Origin of the sequence: Bifidobacterium miconis (assembly GCF_019331735.1) — a bacterium.
Taxonomy (GTDB): domain Bacteria; phylum Actinomycetota; class Actinomycetes; order Actinomycetales; family Bifidobacteriaceae; genus Bifidobacterium; species Bifidobacterium miconis.
In genome coordinates this window covers 17256-36299 of sequence record NZ_JAHBBH010000021.1, presented here as the reverse complement: position 1 = coordinate 36299, position 19044 = coordinate 17256, and the positions used below count along the sequence as shown (strand labels likewise).

9 protein-coding genes and 1 pseudogene are annotated in these 19044 nt (G+C 65.1%); 8 read left to right on the top strand and 2 right to left on the bottom strand.

The annotated features are described in order from the left end of the window. Nucleotides 1-158 precede the first annotated feature (158 nt). From dnaA to KIH79_RS08215, 7 genes and pseudogenes are all read left to right on the top strand, one after another. Nucleotides 159-1778: a chromosomal replication initiator protein DnaA gene (gene dnaA / locus KIH79_RS08245; RefSeq protein ID WP_219058942.1), complete on the top strand. Its 1620-nt coding sequence runs from the start codon at nucleotides 159-161 to the stop codon at nucleotides 1776-1778. Between the two features lie 1655 nt (nucleotides 1779-3433). Beyond that, on the top strand, nucleotides 3434-4558 hold the full coding sequence (gene dnaN / locus KIH79_RS08240; protein WP_219058941.1) for a DNA polymerase III subunit beta: 1125 nt from the start codon (nucleotides 3434-3436) through the stop codon (nucleotides 4556-4558). 244 nt (nucleotides 4559-4802) lie between these two features. Then, nucleotides 4803-6080 (top strand): annotated as a pseudogene (recF, locus tag KIH79_RS08235) (DNA replication/repair protein RecF); the annotation flags it as partial. 170 nt (nucleotides 6081-6250) lie between these two features. Then, complete coding sequence (locus KIH79_RS08230; protein ID WP_219058939.1) at nucleotides 6251-6739, top strand: DciA family protein; 489 nt, start codon at nucleotides 6251-6253, stop codon at nucleotides 6737-6739. Between the two features lie 253 nt (nucleotides 6740-6992). Continuing rightward, the gene (gene gyrB / locus KIH79_RS08225; protein WP_338023132.1) at nucleotides 6993-9068 is read left to right on the top strand and encodes a DNA topoisomerase (ATP-hydrolyzing) subunit B; all 2076 of its coding nucleotides are present in this window, start codon (nucleotides 6993-6995) and stop codon (nucleotides 9066-9068) included. Nucleotides 9069-9193: 125 nt separating this feature from the next. Next, a complete protein-coding gene (gene gyrA / locus KIH79_RS08220; protein WP_219058938.1) occupies nucleotides 9194-11821 on the top strand; it encodes a DNA gyrase subunit A in 2628 nt (875 codons plus the stop codon). 200 nt (nucleotides 11822-12021) lie between these two features. Next, nucleotides 12022-12672 carry a DUF3566 domain-containing protein gene (locus KIH79_RS08215; RefSeq protein ID WP_236023721.1) on the top strand — a complete coding sequence of 217 codons (651 nt, stop codon included), beginning with the start codon at nucleotides 12022-12024 and terminating at the stop codon, nucleotides 12670-12672. A 105-nt stretch (nucleotides 12673-12777) separates the two neighbouring features. Here the strand turns inward: KIH79_RS08215 and KIH79_RS08210 are convergent, their stop codons facing one another. Together KIH79_RS08210 and KIH79_RS08205 are read right to left on the bottom strand one after the other, a co-directional pair. After that, a complete protein-coding gene (locus tag KIH79_RS08210) occupies nucleotides 12778-13830 on the bottom strand; it encodes a substrate-binding domain-containing protein (RefSeq protein ID WP_219058937.1) in 1053 nt (350 codons plus the stop codon). A 128-nt stretch (nucleotides 13831-13958) separates the two neighbouring features. Further along, the gene (locus tag KIH79_RS08205) at nucleotides 13959-15461 is read right to left on the bottom strand and encodes a glycoside-pentoside-hexuronide (GPH):cation symporter (RefSeq protein ID WP_219058936.1); all 1503 of its coding nucleotides are present in this window, start codon (nucleotides 15459-15461) and stop codon (nucleotides 13959-13961) included. A gap of 267 nt (nucleotides 15462-15728) precedes the next feature. Here KIH79_RS08205 and lacZ point away from each other — a divergent pair, with 267 nt between their 5' ends. Next, nucleotides 15729-19010 (top strand): beta-galactosidase, LacZ type, encoded by a 3282-nt coding sequence (gene lacZ, locus KIH79_RS08200; protein ID WP_219058935.1) that lies wholly within the window; start codon nucleotides 15729-15731, stop codon nucleotides 19008-19010. Nucleotides 19011-19044 lie beyond the last annotated feature (34 nt).

The following is a 19044-nucleotide window of genomic DNA, read 5'->3' as shown; positions in this document are numbered from 1 at the left end:
TGGAAAATCAGGCGGATGCGGCGTGAAGTTATCCACAAATTACACGGATGTTATTCACATTCCAGTATTTGCAACACGCAAGCCTGTGGATAACTTCCAGCTTTCGGAGTAAAAATGGTCTGTTGTCGTAATTATTCGTTCGAGTGGAGGAGGCCCGCATGGCGCACACGCCGCAGGACCCCGCTGCGCAGGCGGCTCGCATCTGGGCCGATGCGCTGGCTCTGCTCAAGCATAATTCAAAGCTTACCGCCCGCGACAAGGGCTGGCTCGAAGGCGTGGTGCCCGAGGCCGTGTTCGGCACGACGATCGTGCTGAGCGTGGAGAACCTCGCCACGCAGCAGGCGCTGCAGAAGGAGCTGAACCAGCCGCTGCTGCACGCGCTGAGCATCGCGTCGGGAACGTCGATGTTCCCCGCGTTCAAGGTCGAGCCGCGTCAGGAGCAGATCGCCGAACCGGAACCGTCGCCGGCGCAGCAGGCCAAGCAGGGCGCGTTCGCGAAGGAGTTCGACGCCCGGTCCGCGCCGACCGTCGCCGACCTGAGCCAGGACGCCTACCGCGCGGACGAATCCGCGCAGCGGATCGGCCGGCAGATGCCGACCGTCGCCACGCCGTCGGTACGTCCCGCGCCGGCCGGCGCGATGACCGCGCAGCCGATGCCGCCGCAGTCCATGACGTCGGCGATTCCGGAGGGCACGTTCACGGCGAGCCGCACGCAGGTCGCGCGCGATCCGCAGACGCATCTGAACAAGAACGCGACGTTCGACACGTTCGTTCCCGGCGATTCCAACCGCTTCGCGCGAACCGTGGCGCTGGCCGTGGCCGAGGGATCGGGGCGCGACTTCAATCCGCTGTGTATCTACGGCGGGTCCGGTCTGGGCAAGACCCACCTGCTGAACGCGATCGGCAACTACGCGCTGGTCAAGGACCCGACGCTCAAGGTCCGGTACGTCACGTCCGAGGAATTCACCAACGAGTTCATCGAGGCGCTGTCCGACACGAACAAGAGCCAGGGCCAGATCGCCGAGTTCAACCGCCGCTACCGCGAGGTCGACGTGCTGCTCATCGACGACATCCAGTTCCTTGGCGGCAAGGAAGCGACGCTCGAGCAATTTTTCCATACGTTTAATGCGCTGTATCAGGCGAACAAGCGTATCGTCATCGCGTCCGATGTGGCGCCGAAGAATCTCAAGGGCTTCGAGGCGCGACTCATTTCCCGCTTCGAATCCGGCCTGCCGGTCGACGTGAAGCCGCCGGATCTGGAAACGCGCATTGCAATCCTTCGCATGATGGCATCGATGAACCATACCAACATCCCCAACGACGTGCTCGACCTGATCGCCGAGCGGTTCACCGAGAACATCCGCGAGCTGGAGGGCGCGCTCACCCGCGTCACGGCCGTCGCATCACTGAGCAATCAGCCTGTTACGCCGGCTCTGGCCGAGCAGACGCTGCAGGATTTCTTCACGGCGGACGTCGAGATCAAGCCCACCGACATCATCAGCCAAGTGGCCAAGTACTTCCATCTGTCCTTTGACGACATCGTTGGCAAGGGCCGTACGAAGAACGTGTCCATCGCCCGCCAGATTGCCATGTACCTGTGCCGCGAAAATACCGGCATGAGCTTGGTGGACATCGGCGAGGTGTTCCACGGACGCGATCACACCACGGTGATGCACGCAGTGCGCCAGATCAACGAGAAGATGCAGCAAAAGCAAGAAATTTATAACTACGTGATGGAGCTGACCCTGCGTCTCAAGCAGAACTCCAACAACGACTGATCAGTTTCGCTCCCCCGGGGCGGAAATGTGCGGGCGGCCGCGCCGGGAGACCGGACGGCCGTTCTTCTTGCACGATGTCCTCCATCCAGCAGAATCGTTTTCAGCGAACGTTTTCGGCGGTTTTTCCGGCGTCCCGGAAAAACCGCCGTTTTTCGTCTCCACGCGCGATCGTCTCGTTTGGAGAGCGGTGGGAAATCCCCACCACAGCACGGATGAAACGCGCGAAACACTTATATCCTCCCCACCGAAGTCACGTATCCTCCCCGGCCGAAGTCACGCGACGGAATATCACGCCGTTCTTCCATCCCGTGATTAGGACTTGGGTCACGGAACGGAATTTGAGCGCTACCATCCATCCCGTGACCGCCAATATGAGGATTTGCGAGGTCACACAACGGAAAATCACGAAGCTTTTCCATCCCGTGATCGGGGACTTTGTCACGAGACGGCATCCCACGCTGCTTTTCCATCCCGTGACCGCCAATATGGCGGTTTGCGAGGTCACACGATGGAATATGCCGTAGATTTGCCGTCGCGTGAACAACCGTGCAATCACGGGATGGAATCTGAACGTTGATAACCATCGCGTGACCTGCCGGTGCCGGATGATCCCATGTCGATGGTCATATGGTCGCATTCACGCGCCGCGAGCTATCTCGGCCCATCAAACCGGATACGACGGAATCGCGCGACAGAATCGCGCGTGACGAACGATTTTGAGGATTTTGGGGAGCGGCGCGGGAAATGAGCAAAAACGTTCGTCAGGAACGATTGTGGTGGATGGTGCGATGGGCGGCAAAGCAGCAACGGCTCCCATCTCCGGGGAGCCATCACGAAATGACTGAGGGGTAGTCAGTCAGAGACCGCCGCATCACACTCGGCAAAGTACCAGCGACACGAGGTGCCTGATGGCGGTCACCAAAGTGACCGTTCCGGGCCGATCCGGCACAAACCCTTGCGCTTGCGGTCGAATCCGCCCGCGCCGCCCGACCGTTCCAGGCCGCCCGACCGCTCCGGGCCGATCCGGCACACCCGGCCCCGGCCATGCCGGTCACCAAAGTGACCTCGATGCGGAAACGAAAGACGGCGAGACGAACCGTCGGGAAAGCGCTGTCCGGGAGGATGGCGCTGAGCGAACGATTTTGGGCGTTTTTCGGAGCGTTCGGAAAAAGCGTCGATTTTGGTCGCTGAGCGCGATTCTGGTGGATGAGGGGCCGTGAAACAGCTCGGGAAACGTCGCGACACGCCCGGATTGAGCGCCGAATACGAGAAAAGTTATCCACATCCTTTTCCACAAATGTGGGTAAATCCTGCGGATAACCCGTGGATAACACCGTCACCAGATGTGGATAACTCGTGGATTATTCGCCTTCGAATGTGGACAACTCGGAATCGTCGTCACACCTGTGGATAAGTCGCCCACTTGTCCACAGATTTTCCAGAAGTTATCCACAGTGGAGCGTATGCCGCCAGCCGTTCTCCACATTGGGAAAACTCCACTTATCCACAGTTTCCACAGCGCTTATTACTACGACTACTTTACTCACTTGCGTAGCTCGTCGTCACCGCAATCACGGCTCGCTTCCGTCACGCGACGTTTCGGGCCGAGCCCGGATACAATGGGCCGCAGTACACCGAAGTGAAAGTAGGAACCCATGAAAGTCGAAATCGATTCCGCGGCTCTCGCCGACGCGGTGGCTTGGACCACGCGCGTCATCGACGCGCGACCGGCCAATCCGATCCTCGCCGGCATCAAACTCGAGGCGATCGACGGCACCTTGCAGCTTTCCGCGTTCAATTACGAAATCTCGGCGCGTCATCACATCGAAGCCGGCATCGACGAACCCGGCACCGCGCTGGTGCTCGGCAAGCTGCTCGCCGACATCACCAAGTCGCTGCCCGCCGAAAAAACGTATCTGTCGACGAACGAGTCGACCATGACGATCACGTCGGGCAAGTCGACGTTCACCATGCAGCTCATGCCCGATGCGGAATACCCGGATTTGCCCGTCGTTCCGGCAAAACTCGGCCAGGTCGACGCGCCGACGTTCGTGCAGGCGGTCTCCCAGGCGTGCGTCGCGGTCTCCCGCGAGGAGAATCGCCCGGTGCTCACCGGCGTTCGCGTCCAGTTCAACGGGGACAAGGTCATCATGACGTCGACCGACCGTTTCCGTCTGGCCCGCGCGACGTTCTCGTGGACCCCGCAGAATCTCGACGTGAACACGACGACGCTGGTGCGCGGCTCGCTGCTGCGTGACATCGCGCGTTCGCTCGACGAACATCAGAACGTGATCGTCGATTTCGACGAGGATTCCGCGTCGTTGCTGGGATTCGAGAACGCCGGACGCGTCTCGACGTCGCAGCTGATCGACGGCGAGTTCCCGGCGGTCGACCGCCTGTTCGCCGACGACTATCCGATTCAGGCGGTGGTCGACCGGCAGAAGCTCATCGGCGCGATCAAGCGAGTCGCGCTGGTCGCCGAACGCAACGCCCCGATCCGCATGGCGTTCTCCGGACAGGAAATCACGCTGTCCGCCGGCGCGGTCGACGAGGCGCAGGCGCAGGAAATCCTCGATATCGACATGGACGGCGACGACATCACCGTCGCGTTCAACCCGTCGTATCTGATCGAAGGCCTGTCCGCGATCACCGAACCGTACGTGCGCATGAAGATGACCACCGCCGTCAAGCCGGTCGAGTTCAATGGACAGCAGGAGGCGGATTCCGACGAGTCGATGGACTACCGCTATCTGCTCGTGCCGATGCGCATCACCGCTTGACGCTGAAATCCTAGCAACCAAGCCTCTGTAAGCGCTTTCCAAATTGCGGGAAGACCAAACGGAAAGCGCTTACCGCATGGAGTCGGGGTCCACGGACTTCGACTCCGCCCATCTCGCCGCAGGTCGGTCGTCGACCCGGCCCCGCCGGCACCCAAGACCATGTAGACCATGCGCCGATCGGGAACCACGTTTCCGGCCGGCATGGCATCAGCCCGACCAACAACCACTTATCGGAGGAACCCCGGTGCACGTCTCGCGTCTGGCGCTCGACCGCTACCGCTCATGGGAGCACTGCGTGGTCGACTTCACCCCCGGCGTGAACATCCTGCAGGGCGCGAACGGCATGGGCAAGACGAACATCGTCGAAGCCGTCGAGGTCCTCTCCACCGGATCCAGCCACCGCACCTCGTCGTCGCTGCCGCTCGTCGAACGCGGACAGTCCTCCGCCGTCATCCGCGCCAACGTCGTCAGCGGCCCCGCCGCGGCCCTCTCAACACCGGACGCGACGTCCGATGTCAAAGCGAGCGGAACGGGCGCCTGCGGGGCGTCTGAGCGGCAAAACGGCGTGTCCGACGCGATTCACGGAGAGGCGGGCGCGAACGAGACGGCCGCGATGCCGGCAAATGCGGACGACGAACGGACCGTCACCACCTACGAGCTCACCGTCGCGGCGCGCGGCGCGAACCGGGCCCGCGTCAACGGCGGCAACTCGCTGTACATGCGCGACGTCGTCGGCCGCATCCCCAGCGTCTCCTTCACCCCCGAAGACCAGCGGCTCGTCGCCGGCGACCCGGCCTCCCGGCGTACTTTCCTCAACCAGGCCGGCGCGCTGCTCGTCCCCGGCTACGCGGACCGGCTGCAAACCATCGCGAAAGTCGCCAGGCAGCGCGCCGCCCTGCTCAAGCAGCTCGGCGCGCGCGACGTCGTGCCGGCCGCCGCCGACGCGGCACTGAGCGGACTGGAAATCTGGACCGGACAGTTCATCGAGCTCGGCGTCGCGCTCACGCGCGACCGCCGGCGCATCGTCGACATGATCGCCGAACCGTTCGCCGCGATCTACCGCAGCCTCGCCGGCGACGACCAGCGTGCGGAACTTGCGTACGAGCCGTCGTTCGACGAGATCTTTCTGGCCGACGATCCCCTGCCTCGCATCAGCGAGCACTTCCAGCGCATCTACCCCGGCGAAGTCGCGCGCGGGCAGAACCTGATCGGCCCGCACCGCGACGACCTGTCGCTGCTGCTGGCCGGCATGCCGGCGCGCGAGTTCGCGTCGAACGGCGAAATGTGGACGATGGCGCTCGCGCTCAAGATGGCGCTGTTCGACGTCGTCGCGCGCGAGCGCGGCACGCGGCCGATCGTCATCCTCGACGACGTGTTCGCGCAGCTCGACGAGTCGCGCCGCGGCCAGATCCTCGACTTCGCCTCGCGGCAGGATCAGGTGCTCATCACCGTTGCCGCGGCCAGCGACATCCCCGACCTTGCCGGTCGCGCGGACGCGAACGTGATCGACGTGGGCGCGCTCAAGCGGGCGCAGGATGAGTACCTGCACCCCGACCTGTCCGCGCTGCTGGGAGCGGACGTCGCGTGGGACGCGGATGGGGCCGATGCCGACGCGCGGCGCGCGGCCGATGCGCACGACGTTGCCGACTCTGCCGATACGGACGATGCCGTCGACGGAAAGCCGGCCTCGGCATGACGCCGCCGATCGCGAAGACGCTCAAACTGGACGAGCGCAAGCTGCCGGCGCAGGTGTTCGAGCGTCTCGCCGAGCGCGGCGGCTACATCATGCGCGACCGCAAGGCGCGCGAGGAAAACAGCGAGAAGGCGTGGGAGAACTTCGGCAAGCCCGGGCGCGACCCGAGCAGCCTCGACAGCGTGCTCGTCGCCATCGCCGGCGCCGGCAACTGGACGCCGCAGCTCAAAATGGCCCAGCTGCGCGACCACTGGGACCAGGTCGTCGGCCCCGCCATCGCCCAGCATTCGACCGTGTCCGGCCTGCGCGACGGCGTGCTCGTCATCCGCACCGAATCGCCCAACTGGGCGACCACGCTCACCTACATGATCCCCCAGCTCACCGCCACGATCCGCGAGCGGCTCGCCGGACTCGACATCCGCGAAATCCGCGTGAGCGGGCCCATGCCGCAGCGCGGCGGATACCGCGGGTATCGTCGGCGCAGCTGAACCGCGCGGAACCGCGTTCGACCGCGACACAACCGTGCAGAACCGCTAATTTCGCCGCTAAGGGCGGTGTCGGCGTACGCGACTAGACTTACGCGCAGTATAGGTAAATGGCTGGAAGGGGCCGTTATTCGCGTTTTAGGGCATATCACCCTTGCGAGTAGCCGCTCGGACGCGGCAATGTGCAGAAAGGAATCCTGTGGCAGACGAAGCAGATTCGCTCGACGGTTCCACTGATCAGAACATCACCAAACCCATCACCGACAAGCAAGCCGAACTCGACGCAGCGGCCGAGCAGATCAACAACGACGAGCTCGTCGACGCGCAGCTCGACGACAGCATGTCCCCCGACCACTACGACGCGAGCGATCTGAAGGTCCTCGAGGGCCTCGAGGCCGTGCGCATCCGCCCGGGCATGTACATCGGCTCCACCGGCCCGCGAGGCCTGCACCATCTCGTCTACGAGATCGTCGACAACTCCGTCGACGAGGCGCTCGCCGGCTACGCGACGCACATCGAGGTCACGATCCTGCCGGACAACGGCATCCGCGTCGTCGACGACGGCCGCGGCATCCCGGTCGACGAGGTGCCCGGCGAAGGCGTCTCCGGCGTCGAGACGGTCATGACCAAGCTGCACGCCGGCGGCAAGTTCGGCGGCGGCGGATACGCGGTCTCCGGCGGTCTGCACGGCGTCGGCATCTCCGTCGTCAACGCGCTCTCCACGCGCGTCGACATCGAGGTGCGCCGTCAGGGCTTCCACTGGACGCAGACGTACATCAACCAGCATCCGACCGCCCGGCTCAAGCAGGGCGAGCCGATGTCCGAAGGCGAGTCGACCGGCACGTCCGTCACGTTCTGGCCGGACGGCAAGATCTTCGAGACGACCGTCTACGACTTCGAGACGCTGCGCGCCCGCTTCCAGCAGATGGCGTTCCTCAACAAGGGCCTCAAGATCAGCCTGACCGACCTGCGCGAGCCCGACATGGCCGGCGACGAGGTCGCGGGCGAGGACGACGGCGAGCCGAAGCACCAGACCGTCACGTACCAGTACGCGAACGGCATCAAGGACTACGTCGACTACCTCGTGAAGTCCCGCAAGGCGACGCCGGTCGAGGAGGACGTGATCGACTTCGAGGCCGAGGACCTGAAGATCGGCATCTCCGCCGAGATCGCGATGCAGTGGACGACCGCGTACTCCGAGGCCGTGCACACGTTCGCGAACACGATCTCCACCACCGAGGGCGGCACCCACGAGGAGGGCTTCCGCGCCGCGCTCACGAGCCTCGTGAACCGCTACGCGCGCGAGAAGAACATCCTCAAGGACAAGGACGACAACCTCTCCGGCGACGACGTGCGCGAGGGTCTGACGGCCGTGATCTCCGTCAAGCTCACCACCCCGCAGTTCGAAGGCCAGACCAAGACCAAGCTCGGCAACTCCGAGGCGAAGACCTTCGTGCAGCGCGTGATGACCGACAAGCTCGGCGACTGGTTCGACGCGCACCCGAGCGAGGCCAAGAACATCATCCAGAAGGCCATCGAGGCGTCCCGCGCGCGCATCGCCGCCAAGAAGGCGCGCGAGAACACCCGCCGCAAGTCGATCTTCGAATCGGCCGGCATGCCCGACAAGCTCAAGGACTGCCAGTCCAACAACCCCGAAGAGTGCGAGCTGTTCATCGTCGAGGGCGATTCGGCAGGCGGCTCCGCGATCCAGGGCCGCAACCCGGAGACGCAGGCGATCCTGCCGCTGCGAGGCAAGATCCTCAACACCGAGCGCGCGAGCATCGACCGCATGATGAAGTCCGACACGATCGAGTCGCTCATCACGGCCGTCGGCGGCGGCTACGGCGAGGACTTCGACGTGAGCAAGGTGCGCTACCACAAGGTCATCATCATGGCCGATGCCGATGTCGACGGCGCGCACATCGCCACGCTGAACCTCACGCTGTTCTTCCGCTACATGCGACCGATGATCACCGCCGGCTACGTGTATGTGGCCATGCCGCCGCTGTACCGACTCAAGTGGACGCGCGGCGACCACGATTACGTGTACACCGACCGCGAGCGCGACGAGAAGCTCGCCGAGGGCCGCGCGGCCGGACGCCAACTGCCCAAGGGCGAAGGCATCCAGCGCTACAAGGGTCTGGGCGAGATGACGTACCAGGAGCTGTGGGAGACGACCATGGACCCGGAGCGGCGCATCTTGAAGCAGATCCACATCGAGGACGCGGCGGCTGCGGACGAGACGTTCTCCATGCTCATGGGCGACGACGTGGAGCCGCGTCGCCTGTTCATCCAGAGGAACGCGAAGGACGTTCGCTTCATTGATGCGTGAGCATCGAATCAGCCTTCGGCTGATGCGATATTGTTGGCGGCTACGCCGCAGACGCTCCCCCAGTCAGCTTCGCTGACAGCCCCCTCAGCCGAGGGGGCCAAGGTTTGAGATAAAGGAACCAATAAGTGGCAGACGAACACAGCACCGGCGGCAACGACCTGCCGGAGCAGAACGACGAGCGCGCCGAGCGCTCGCTCGAGCCCACGAGCCCGCAGGCCGGCGAGAATCTGGTCCTCGACGAGCATCGCGTGGCCCACACCGACATCCAGAAGGAGATGCGCCAGTCGTACCTCGACTACGCGATCTCCGTCATCGTCGAACGCGCCCTGCCGGACGTGCGCGACGGCATGAAGCCGGTCCACCGCCGCATCGTGTACGCGATGTACGACGGCGGCTACCGCCCGGACCGCGGCTACTCCAAGTGCGCCCGCCCGGTCGCCGACGTCATGGGCAACTACCATCCGCACGGCGACGCGGCGATCTACGACACGCTCGTGCGCATGGCCCAGCCGTGGTCGATGCGCTACACGCTCGTCGACGGTCAGGGCAACTTCGGCTCGGCCGGCGACGATCCGCCCGCCGCCATGCGTTACACCGAGTGCCGCATGATGCCGCTCGCGATGGAGATGGTGCGCGACATCGACAAGGACACCGTCGACTTCGTGCCGAACTACGACGGCCGCACGCAGGAGCCGACCGTGCTGCCCGCGCGCTTCCCGAACCTGCTCGCGAACGGCTCGTCCGGCATCGCCGTCGGCATGGCGACCAACATTCCGCCACACAACATGCGCGAGCTGGCAAACGCCGTCCACTGGACGCTCGACCATCCCGAAGCCTCCCGCGAGGAGCTGCTCGACGCGCTCATCGGCATCATCAAGGGACCTGACTTCCCGACCGGCGCAACGATCCTCGGCCACAAGGGCATCGAGCAGGCGTACCGCACCGGCCGCGGCCTGATCACCATGCGCGCGGTCGTCAACACCGAAGAGATCAAGGGCCGCATGTGCCTCGTGGTCACCGAGCTGCCGTATCAGGTCAACCCGGACCGCTTGGCCGCGTCCATCCGCGAAGGCGTGCGCGACGGCAAGATCCAGGGCATCGCCGACATGCGCGACGAGACGTCCGGCCGCACCGGCCAGCGCCTCGTGCTCGTGCTCAAGCGCGACGCCGTGCCGAAGGTCGTGCTCAACAACCTGTACAAGCACTCGCAGCTGCAGCAGACGTTCGGCGCGAACATGCTCGCGCTGGTCGACGGCGTGCCGCGCACGCTCAGCCTCGACGCGTTCATCCGTCACTGGGTGAACCACCAGCTGCAGGTCATCGAGCGCCGCACCCGCTACCTCAAGCGCGAGGCCGAGGAACGCGACCACATCCTGCAGGGCCTGCTCAAGGCCATGGACGCGATCGACGAGGTCATCAGGCTGATTCGCTCCAGCCAGGGCCGCGACGACGCCCGGCCGAAGCTCATGGAGTTCCTCGACATCGACCAGGTGCAGGCCGACGCGATCCTGTCGATGCAGCTCGTGCGCCTCGCCAACATGGAGCGCCAGAAGATCATCGACGAGCACGAGGAACTGCAGCGCAAGATCGCCGACTACAACGACATCCTCGCCAAGCCGGAGCGCCAGCGCAAGATCGTCGGCGACGAACTCGACGAAATCGTCGCCAAGTACGGCGACGAGCGCCGCACCAAGATCCTGCCGTACTCCGGCGAGATGAACGTCGAGGACCTGATCGCCGAGGAGAACGTGGTCGTCACGGTCACGCACTCCGGCTTCATCAAGCGCACCAAGGCCGACGAATACCGCGCCCAGCACCGCGGCGGCAAGGGCATCAAGGGCGCCAAGCTGCGCGAGGACGACGTGGTGGACCACTTCTTCCTCACGTCCACGCACAACTGGCTGCTGTTCTTCACGAACAGGGGCCGCGTGTACCGCATCAAGGCGTACGAGCTGCCCGAGGGCTCGCGCGACTCCAAGGGCCAGCATGTGGCGAACCTGCTGCAGTTCGGCCCCGATGAGACGATCCAGACCGTGCTGTCGATCCCGAACTACGAGGTCGCCAAGTACTTGGTGCTCGCGACGCGTTCCGGCAAGGTCAAGAAGACCGAACTCGCCGAGTACGATTCGCCGCGACAGGGCGGCCTGATCGCCGTGCGTCTGATCACGGACGAGAACGGCGAGACCGCGGACGAGCTGATCGGCGCCGCGCTGTGTAACGCGGAGGACGACATCATTCTGGTGTCGCGTCTCGGCATGAGCCTCAAGTTCGCGGCCGACGACGAGCAGCTGCGACCGATGGGCCGCCAGACCGCCGGCGTGCAGGGCATGAAGTTCCGCGACGGCGACAGTCTGCTCGCGATGGACGTCGTGCCGGACGATTCCGATCAGGACCTGCTCGTGGTCACGAACGAGGGCTTCGCCAAGCGCACGGCGATCTCCGAGTACCGTCTGCAGGGCCGCAACGGTTACGGCGTCAAGGCCGTGCAGCTGACCGAGGAGCGCGGTTCGCTCGTCGGCGCGGCGATCGTGGCGGAGGACGACCAGATCATGGCCATCATGAAGTCCGGCAAGGTGATCCGCTCCGACGTGGCCGAGGTCAAGCGCACCGGCCGTACCACGCAGGGCGTCACGCTCGCCAAGCCGGACAAGGGCGACGAGATCATCTCCATCGCGCGCAACGAGGAGAAGGACGACGCCGACGACGGTCAGGACTCCGGTGACACGCCCGCGGAAACGTCCGCTGAGCAGTGACCTTGGTCTCGGCTCCCCTTGTCGGGGGAGCCGGCTCGCGCAGCGAGACTGAGGGGTAGTCGGAAGATCGAACCATTTGCCGCTGATTGCCCCTCCGCTGCTTTGCCGGCAAAGGAAGATCTCCATTGGAAGACATGACGCCTGCCGTCTGCGAAGACTGGTAGTCTCACAGAAAGCAAGAGCTCGGACAAGGAGCAACGATGAGCGAGAATGTTGAAGAACCCAACGAGGACGGCATGGCCCAGCCTGTCTCCTTCGCGCCCGAGCACGCCGGCGAGGAGCCGGGCGAGGCCGGACATCGCAGCGGTCACGGCCATGCCGGCCGTGTGGCCCGGTCCGCGGTAGGCGAGGCCGGCAATGCGGAGGGCGCGTCGTTCGGCGCCGCCGGCCTGTCCGGTCTCGCCGGCGCTTCCGGATCGTCCGAATCGGTCTCCGCCGCGCCGGCATCCGTGCCGCCCGCGTCGAAGCCGGCCCGTCGCGGCACGCCGCGCGCGCGTCGCATGAACCTGTCCGTCACGCACATCAGCGCATGGTCGATGGCCAAGGTGTCGTTCCTGCTGTCGATCGCGGGCGCGATCATCCAGATCGTCGCCGTGATGGGCTGCTACTTCCTGCTCGACTTCATCGGCGTGTTCAAGAAGATCACGGCGATCGTCTCCTCCACGGGCCTCGACGCCGGCTCCTTCGACCTGACGAGCATCTTCAACTGGTCCACCGTGCTCAGCGCCGTGACGATCTTCGGCATCGTGCAGGTGATCGTGTTCACGATCCTCGCGACGATCCTCACGCTGCTGTACAACGTGGTCACCGCGCTCGTCGGCGGCGTGCACGTTACGCTCGGCGACGACTGACCGGTTTCCGCCGCTTGCGTCAGATACGGCAGGGCCCCGTTCCGTGTTGGAACGGGGCCCTGCCATATCTGTGAAGCGCGATGCGAATAGCCCGGTGTCGCGCGTCTACGCTGCCGGAGCTGCCGGAGCGTTCCGTGCGGACGGCGAGGCCGGAATGAAGCTGCCGCGCGTGACGAGTTTGGTGGAGACCAGCATGTGCCGGTGCGCGTCGGCGATGACGGCGGCGTCGATCGACTCGAGCAGCATGGCGATCGCGTTGCCGACCAGCGCGCGCTGGTCGATGGCGAACGTGGTCAGCGGCGGCGACGTGTAGCGCGCGATGGTCTGATCGTTGATGCTGATGATGCTCACGTCGCGCGGCACTACGATGCCGGCTTCGACGAATGCCTGCAGCACGCCCACGGCGATCACGTCGGTGGCGGTGATGAAGCAGTCCGGCAGACCGTCGCGGCCGAGGTCGGCGACGACGCGGCGACCCAGCGCCAGCCCGTTCTCGACGCTCACCGGGCCGTCCACGTACGTCGGACCGGACTCCAGTCCCAGCCGTTCGGTCCAGTTCTTGTACGCCATGAACCGCAGGTCCTCGGGATACTCGTGCACGCCCATCGTGCGGCCCACGCTGCCGATGAATCCGATGCGGCGCATGCCGGCGGCCATCGCGGCATCCAGCGCGTCGAGCACGGTCTGCGCGAGGTCGGGCTGGACCGAGTCGAACAGGTTGGGCGCGGGGTTGGTGTCGATGAAGACGCCGTTCGGCAGCACCTCGTGCAGGGCCTTGAGATCGGCGTACCGGTGCATGCCGGGGCCGATCGCGATGAACCCGCCGTATTCGTCCGCGTTCTCGATCAGGTGCGGGATGTCCGTGTAGAACGTGAGGCTGAGGTTCTGCTGTTGCGACGTCGCCAGCAGCGTGTTGCGCAGCTCGCGGTAGTACGCGTTCTGCAGCTCCTCCTCGCCGGCGAGCGCGTCGAGCACAGCCAGCTGGCTGGCGTTGCCGAAGATGCGGGACGGAACCGTGTAGCCGAGCCGTTCGCTGACCTGCAGGATCTTCTCCCGGGTTTCCTTCTTGACCGTAAAGGTCGGGTCGCCGTTGAGCAGCCGGGAGACCGTCGTGGCGGAGAAGCCGGACTGCTGCGCTATTTCCTTGATGGTTGCCATGCCTCGTGTCCCTGAACGTCGTCGTCAGTAATGTCGTTACTGAGGCATTGTATCCCATTGCCGCGGTATGCCTTGGCAAAACGCGGCAATGGCGATGGCAATGGGCGTCCGGCGTCGCAACGGTGCCGCTACTTGGTGAGCGAGACCGCGGTGTCGGTGCCGAGCAGCACGGCCTTGGCGATCTTGCGGCCGTAGGTCGGCGCGCCGTCGTGCGCGTCCATGGTGTTTTCGATGCGCTCGACGATGCGCGCGTGCGCCCGCTCGTCGATCTTCACGGCGAACGCGAACGTCAGGAAGCCGAGCACGATGAACGCGAGCGGCATCCAGAACGCGAAGCCCTTGAACGTGGCGATGTTCGCCGGCGTCATGTCGGCGGCGGTGGCCGAGCCGATCATGCCGGCCGACACGGCCACGAAGCCGACGAAGCCGTTGGATAGCGCGCCGGCGATCTTGTCGAGCATCGGACGCACGGACAGCGTCACGGCCTCGTTGCGCTTGCCGGTCTTGAGCTGGCCGTATTCGACGGAATCCTCGAGGCACAGGATGATGGTCATCTGGATGAGCGTCTGCGGCGTGTAGAACAGGATGAGCGCGGCGATGACGGCGACGATGTTGGTTGTCATGGTGATGAACAGCGTGTAGGCGCAGGCCATCATCACCATGCCGGTGAGGAACATGTACTTGCGCGGCACGTAGCGCGTGACGACCGGGAAGAGCGGCGCGAGGATGATGCCGGCGACGACCGGGATCACGCCGGTGATGGCGAACAGGTCGGGGCGGTTGATGACGTAGTTGAACAGGTACACCATCACGCCGCCGGTGGCCACGTTGGCGAAGGCGTAGAACAGGTAGGACAGCGCGGCCCACAGCAGCTGGTCGTTCTGGCCGAGCGCCTTGAACGCCTGCAGCGGGTTGCCGTTCGAGTCGGCGTCCTTGCGCAGCGCGCTGTCGGTCTCCTTGACGCCGAGGCCGACGGTCCAGCAGGTGAGGATGCCGATGAGCGCGACGATGATGCCGAACGCGGTCCAGCCGCCCTGCGTCTGGACGTGCTGCGTGCTGAACATGGTGGTGATCGGGATGACGACGATGGTCAGGCCGTTGTAGCCGATCGATCCGGTGAGCGAGCCCATGGACGTGTAGATGGAGCGCTCGTGCGAGTCGGAGGAGATGGCCGGGACCATGCCCCAGTAGGAGATGTCGCGCAGCGAGTAGAACACGTCGAGCACGATGAAGACGGCCACGAACGCGACGATGAACGCGGTGGTGTTGACGTTGACCAGTCCGAACATGCCGGTGAAGACGATGAGCAGCAGGACGGCGGAGACGGTGCCGCCGATGAACTGCCACGGACGGAACCGGCCGATCCTTGTGTTGGTGTTGTCGACGAGGTTGCCGAGCAGCGGGTCGATGAAGATCTCGGCGATGCGGATGACCATGACCAGCGAGGTGATGACGCCGATGAGCTTGGCCGCGAGGGCCTTGTCGACGCCGCCGAACAGCGACGTGGTCGCGTAGACCACGAAGTAGGTGCTCAGCGCGTTGTAGAACAGGGACTGGCCGAAGTTGCCGAACGCAAACGCCGCGATGCGGCGGACGGGGGTCTTTTCGGCGGATGCAGCGGTGGTGGACACTGCGTGCCTTCTTTCCTTTGCCGGCGTGACCGCCGGGATGGTGCTTCTTTGGTGGATGCCTGACGGCAAGACAGCTTTTACTGATGAATACTATTCGTTTCACGGACAAAAATAACGATATTTACTAAACATTGCATTGATTGTGTTCGGTTCTGATCGGCTGAAAAACCCTTTTCTTTGGAACGATAAGGAAGTGCGATTTGCACACGCCGAAGCGGTTGTGTAATTTAGTAAATGTTGACTGAACCTCGCATCCACGAAGCAGTGATGCGGTCAACAGAAAGACAGGCCATGAACACCATCACCATTCCCACTGCAGCGCGATTCTCCTCCGCATGGATCGCCGATCCCACCGTATTCGCCGTCAACCGGCTGCCGGCCCACTCCAGCCACCGGTACTTCGACCACGAGCCGCAGCCCGGCGAATCCTCCGACCTGATCCAGCCGCTTGACGGACGCTGGTCCGTCAAGGTCGTCGACCTCGCCGACTTCGGCGCGGACGCGCTCGAACGTGCCGCGTTCGCCCGGCCGGACGCCGCCGGTGCCGATTCCGCGGGCTTCGCGCCGATCGACGTGCCGTCGACGCTGGAAACCACCGGGTTCCTGCGCCACCAGTACGTCAACCAGCAGTATCCGTGGTCCGGGCACGAGACCCTGAGCGCGTCCGAGGTGCCCGAGCACAACCACGTCGCCCTGTACCGCCGCACGTTCACGCCCTCGCCCAAGGTCGCCGCCGCGGCGGCCGCGGGACGGACCGTCACGCTGACCTTCCACGGCGCGTCCACCGCCATCGCCGTCTGGCTCAACGGCACGTTCGTCGGCTACTCCGAGGACTCCTTCACGCCCAGCGAGTTCGACGTCACCGCCGCGCTGACGGCCGGCCCCAACACGCTCTCCGTCGCCTGCCTTGAATTCTCGTCCGCCAGCTGGCTAGAGGATCAGGATTTCTGGCGCATGCACGGCATCTTCCGCAGCGTCGAACTCGCCGCGCACCCGGCCGTGCACGTCGGCGACCTGCGCGTCGACGCTGACTACGACGCCGCGACCGGCGACGGCGACCTCGCCGTCACGGCGCATCTCGCGTACGTAGCCGGCATCAGTGATGACGGCGCGGACATATCGGCCGAGGCGATCCTGCGCGACGCGTCCGGTGCGATCGTCTGGTCCGCGCCGGCCACCGTGCCGACTACCGTAACGGCCGCTGACGCATCGTCCGGTGACGCTGCGGACTCCGTCATCACTGACGACAACACCGCCAACACTGTCATCTGGCATGCGAGCGTCGGCACAGTCGCGCCGTGGAGCGCCGAACAGCCGAACCTGTACGCGCTGACCGTCGTCGTGCGCGACGCGAACGGCGACGTGGTCGAGGTCGTGCCGCAGCGCGTCGGTTTCCGCCACTTCGCCATCGAAGACGGCATCATGCGCATCAACGGCAAGCGCATCGTCTTCAAGGGCGTCAACCGGCACGAATTCGACGCGCGCGACGGCCGCGCGGTGTCCGAAGCGGTCATGCTGCAGGACATCCGCGAATTCAAGCGGCTCAACATCAACGCCGTGCGCACCTCGCACTACCCCAACCAGACCCGCTGGTACGAACTGTGCGACGAATACGGCATCTACGTGCTCGACGAGACGAACCTCGAAACGCACGGCACCTGGAGCACGCCGGAGCATCCCATCACCTCCGCAACCGCAGTGCCCGGCAGCCGCGACGAATGGAGGGGCGCATGCCTCGACCGCACCGCCAGCATGCTGCGCCGCGACTACAACCATCCGTCCGTCGTGATCTGGTCGCTCGGCAACGAATCGTTCGGCGGCGACGTGTTCTACACGATGCGCGACTTCCTGCACGCCAACGATCCGTACCGTCCGGTCCACTACGAGGGCGTGGCCAACGATCCCGACTACGCGGCCGCCACCGACATCGAAAGCCGCATGTACGCGTTCCCCGACGCGATCGAATCCCGCTTCCTCGGCGCCGACGCGCGCAAACCGTACATCTCCTGCGAATACTCGCATTCGATGGGCAACTCCACCGGCGGGCTCCACCTGTACACCGCGCTCGAACGCTACCCGAAGTATCAGGGCGGATTCATCTGGGACTACGTCGACCAGGCCCTGTTCCAGCGGCTCGGCGACGGCACCGAGCGGCTCGCATACGGCGGCGACTTCGACGATCGCCCGAACGACTACGAGTTCTCCGGCGACGGCATCGTGTTCGCCGACCGCACCCCCTCCCCCAAGGCGCAGGAAGTCAAGCAGCTGTACGCCAACGTGAAGCTCGTGCCCGACGAAACCGGCGTGACGATCACCAACGACAACCTGTTCGTTTCCACCGCCGATTACGTCTTCACCGCACGCGTGCTCGTGGACGGCGTCGAACGCTGGCACGCCGACTACCGGTTCGAGGTGCCCGCCGGCGAGACCGCGCACGAGCCGATCGCGTTCCCGCGCGTCACCGATCTGCTGCCGATCGACGGCGGCCGCACCGAAGTCACGTACGAGGTCGACCAGCGGCTCGCCGAGGCGACGGACTGGGCTCCGGCCGGATACGAGCTCACCTTCGGCCAGCATGTGGCCGCGGTGTCGTTCGACGACGGTGACGGTGCGGCCGCGCACGGTGTCGCCGACGACGGTGTGGACAGCGCGGACGTTGCGGACGTTGCCGGCGCGCGCGTCACCGCCGCCGAGGACGGGTTCAATGCCGGACTGCGCCGCGGCGACGACGAAGTCCTGCTGTCCAAGTCGCAGGGCGGGATCGTCTCGTTCCGCCGCGGCGACCGTGAGATGGTGATCCGCCGGCCGAACCTGACGACGTTCCGCCCGCTCACCGACAACGATCGCGGCAACGGCTCCGGTTTCGACCGTGCGCAGTGGTTCGCGGCCGGACGATACGCGCGCGTGACCGGCACGTCGGTCAGCCGCACGGCCGACGGCGACGGCCTGACCGCGGTCTACGACTACGAACTGGCCGATCCCGCGCACACGCCGGTCACCGTCCGCTACGACGTCGACGCGTCGCTGCGCGTGCACCTGACCGTCTCGTATCCGGGCTCGACCGATGCAAACGCCCCCACGCTGCCCGCCTTCGGCCTCGAATGGACGCTGCCGGCGGTCTACGACCATCTGCGGTTCTACGGCCTCGGCCCGGAGGAAACGTACGCGGACCGACTGCACGGCGGCAAGCTGGGCATTTTCGAGCGCACGGCCGCACAGGACTGCGCGCCGTATCTGGTGCCGCAGGAAACCGGCAACCACGAGGGCGTGCGCTGGGCCGACGTCACCGACCAAACCGGCCACGGCATACGCGTCATCGCAGCCGACGGCACCGTCTTCGCCGCGAGCCTGCTCCCCTACAGCACGCTGATGCTCGAAGAGGCCACGCATCAGAACGAACTGCCGCCGGTGCGGCACACGTTCCTGCGCCTGCTGGCCGGGCAGATGGGCGTCGGCGGCGACGACACGTGGGGTGCGCCGGTGCACGACGAGTTCCAGCTGCACGCCGACCGTCCGCTCGCGCTCGACGTGACGCTGGAGCTGATCTGACGGCGAGGAGATACAACAACGGCCGTAACTGAGT

Coding starts and splice junctions, on each gene's coding strand:
- KIH79_RS08210 (WP_219058937.1), bottom strand. CDS start 13,830: ATGGCAACCATCAAGGAAATAGCGCAGCAGTCCGGCTTCTCCGCCACG.
- dnaA (WP_219058942.1), top strand. CDS start 159: ATGGCGCACACGCCGCAGGACCCCGCTGCGCAGGCGGCTCGCATCTGG.
- dnaN (WP_219058941.1), top strand. CDS start 3,434: ATGAAAGTCGAAATCGATTCCGCGGCTCTCGCCGACGCGGTGGCTTGG.
- KIH79_RS08215 (WP_236023721.1), top strand. CDS start 12,022: ATGAGCGAGAATGTTGAAGAACCCAACGAGGACGGCATGGCCCAGCCT.
- lacZ (WP_219058935.1), top strand. CDS start 15,729: ATGCGGTCAACAGAAAGACAGGCCATGAACACCATCACCATTCCCACT.
- KIH79_RS08230 (WP_219058939.1), top strand. CDS start 6,251: ATGACGCCGCCGATCGCGAAGACGCTCAAACTGGACGAGCGCAAGCTG.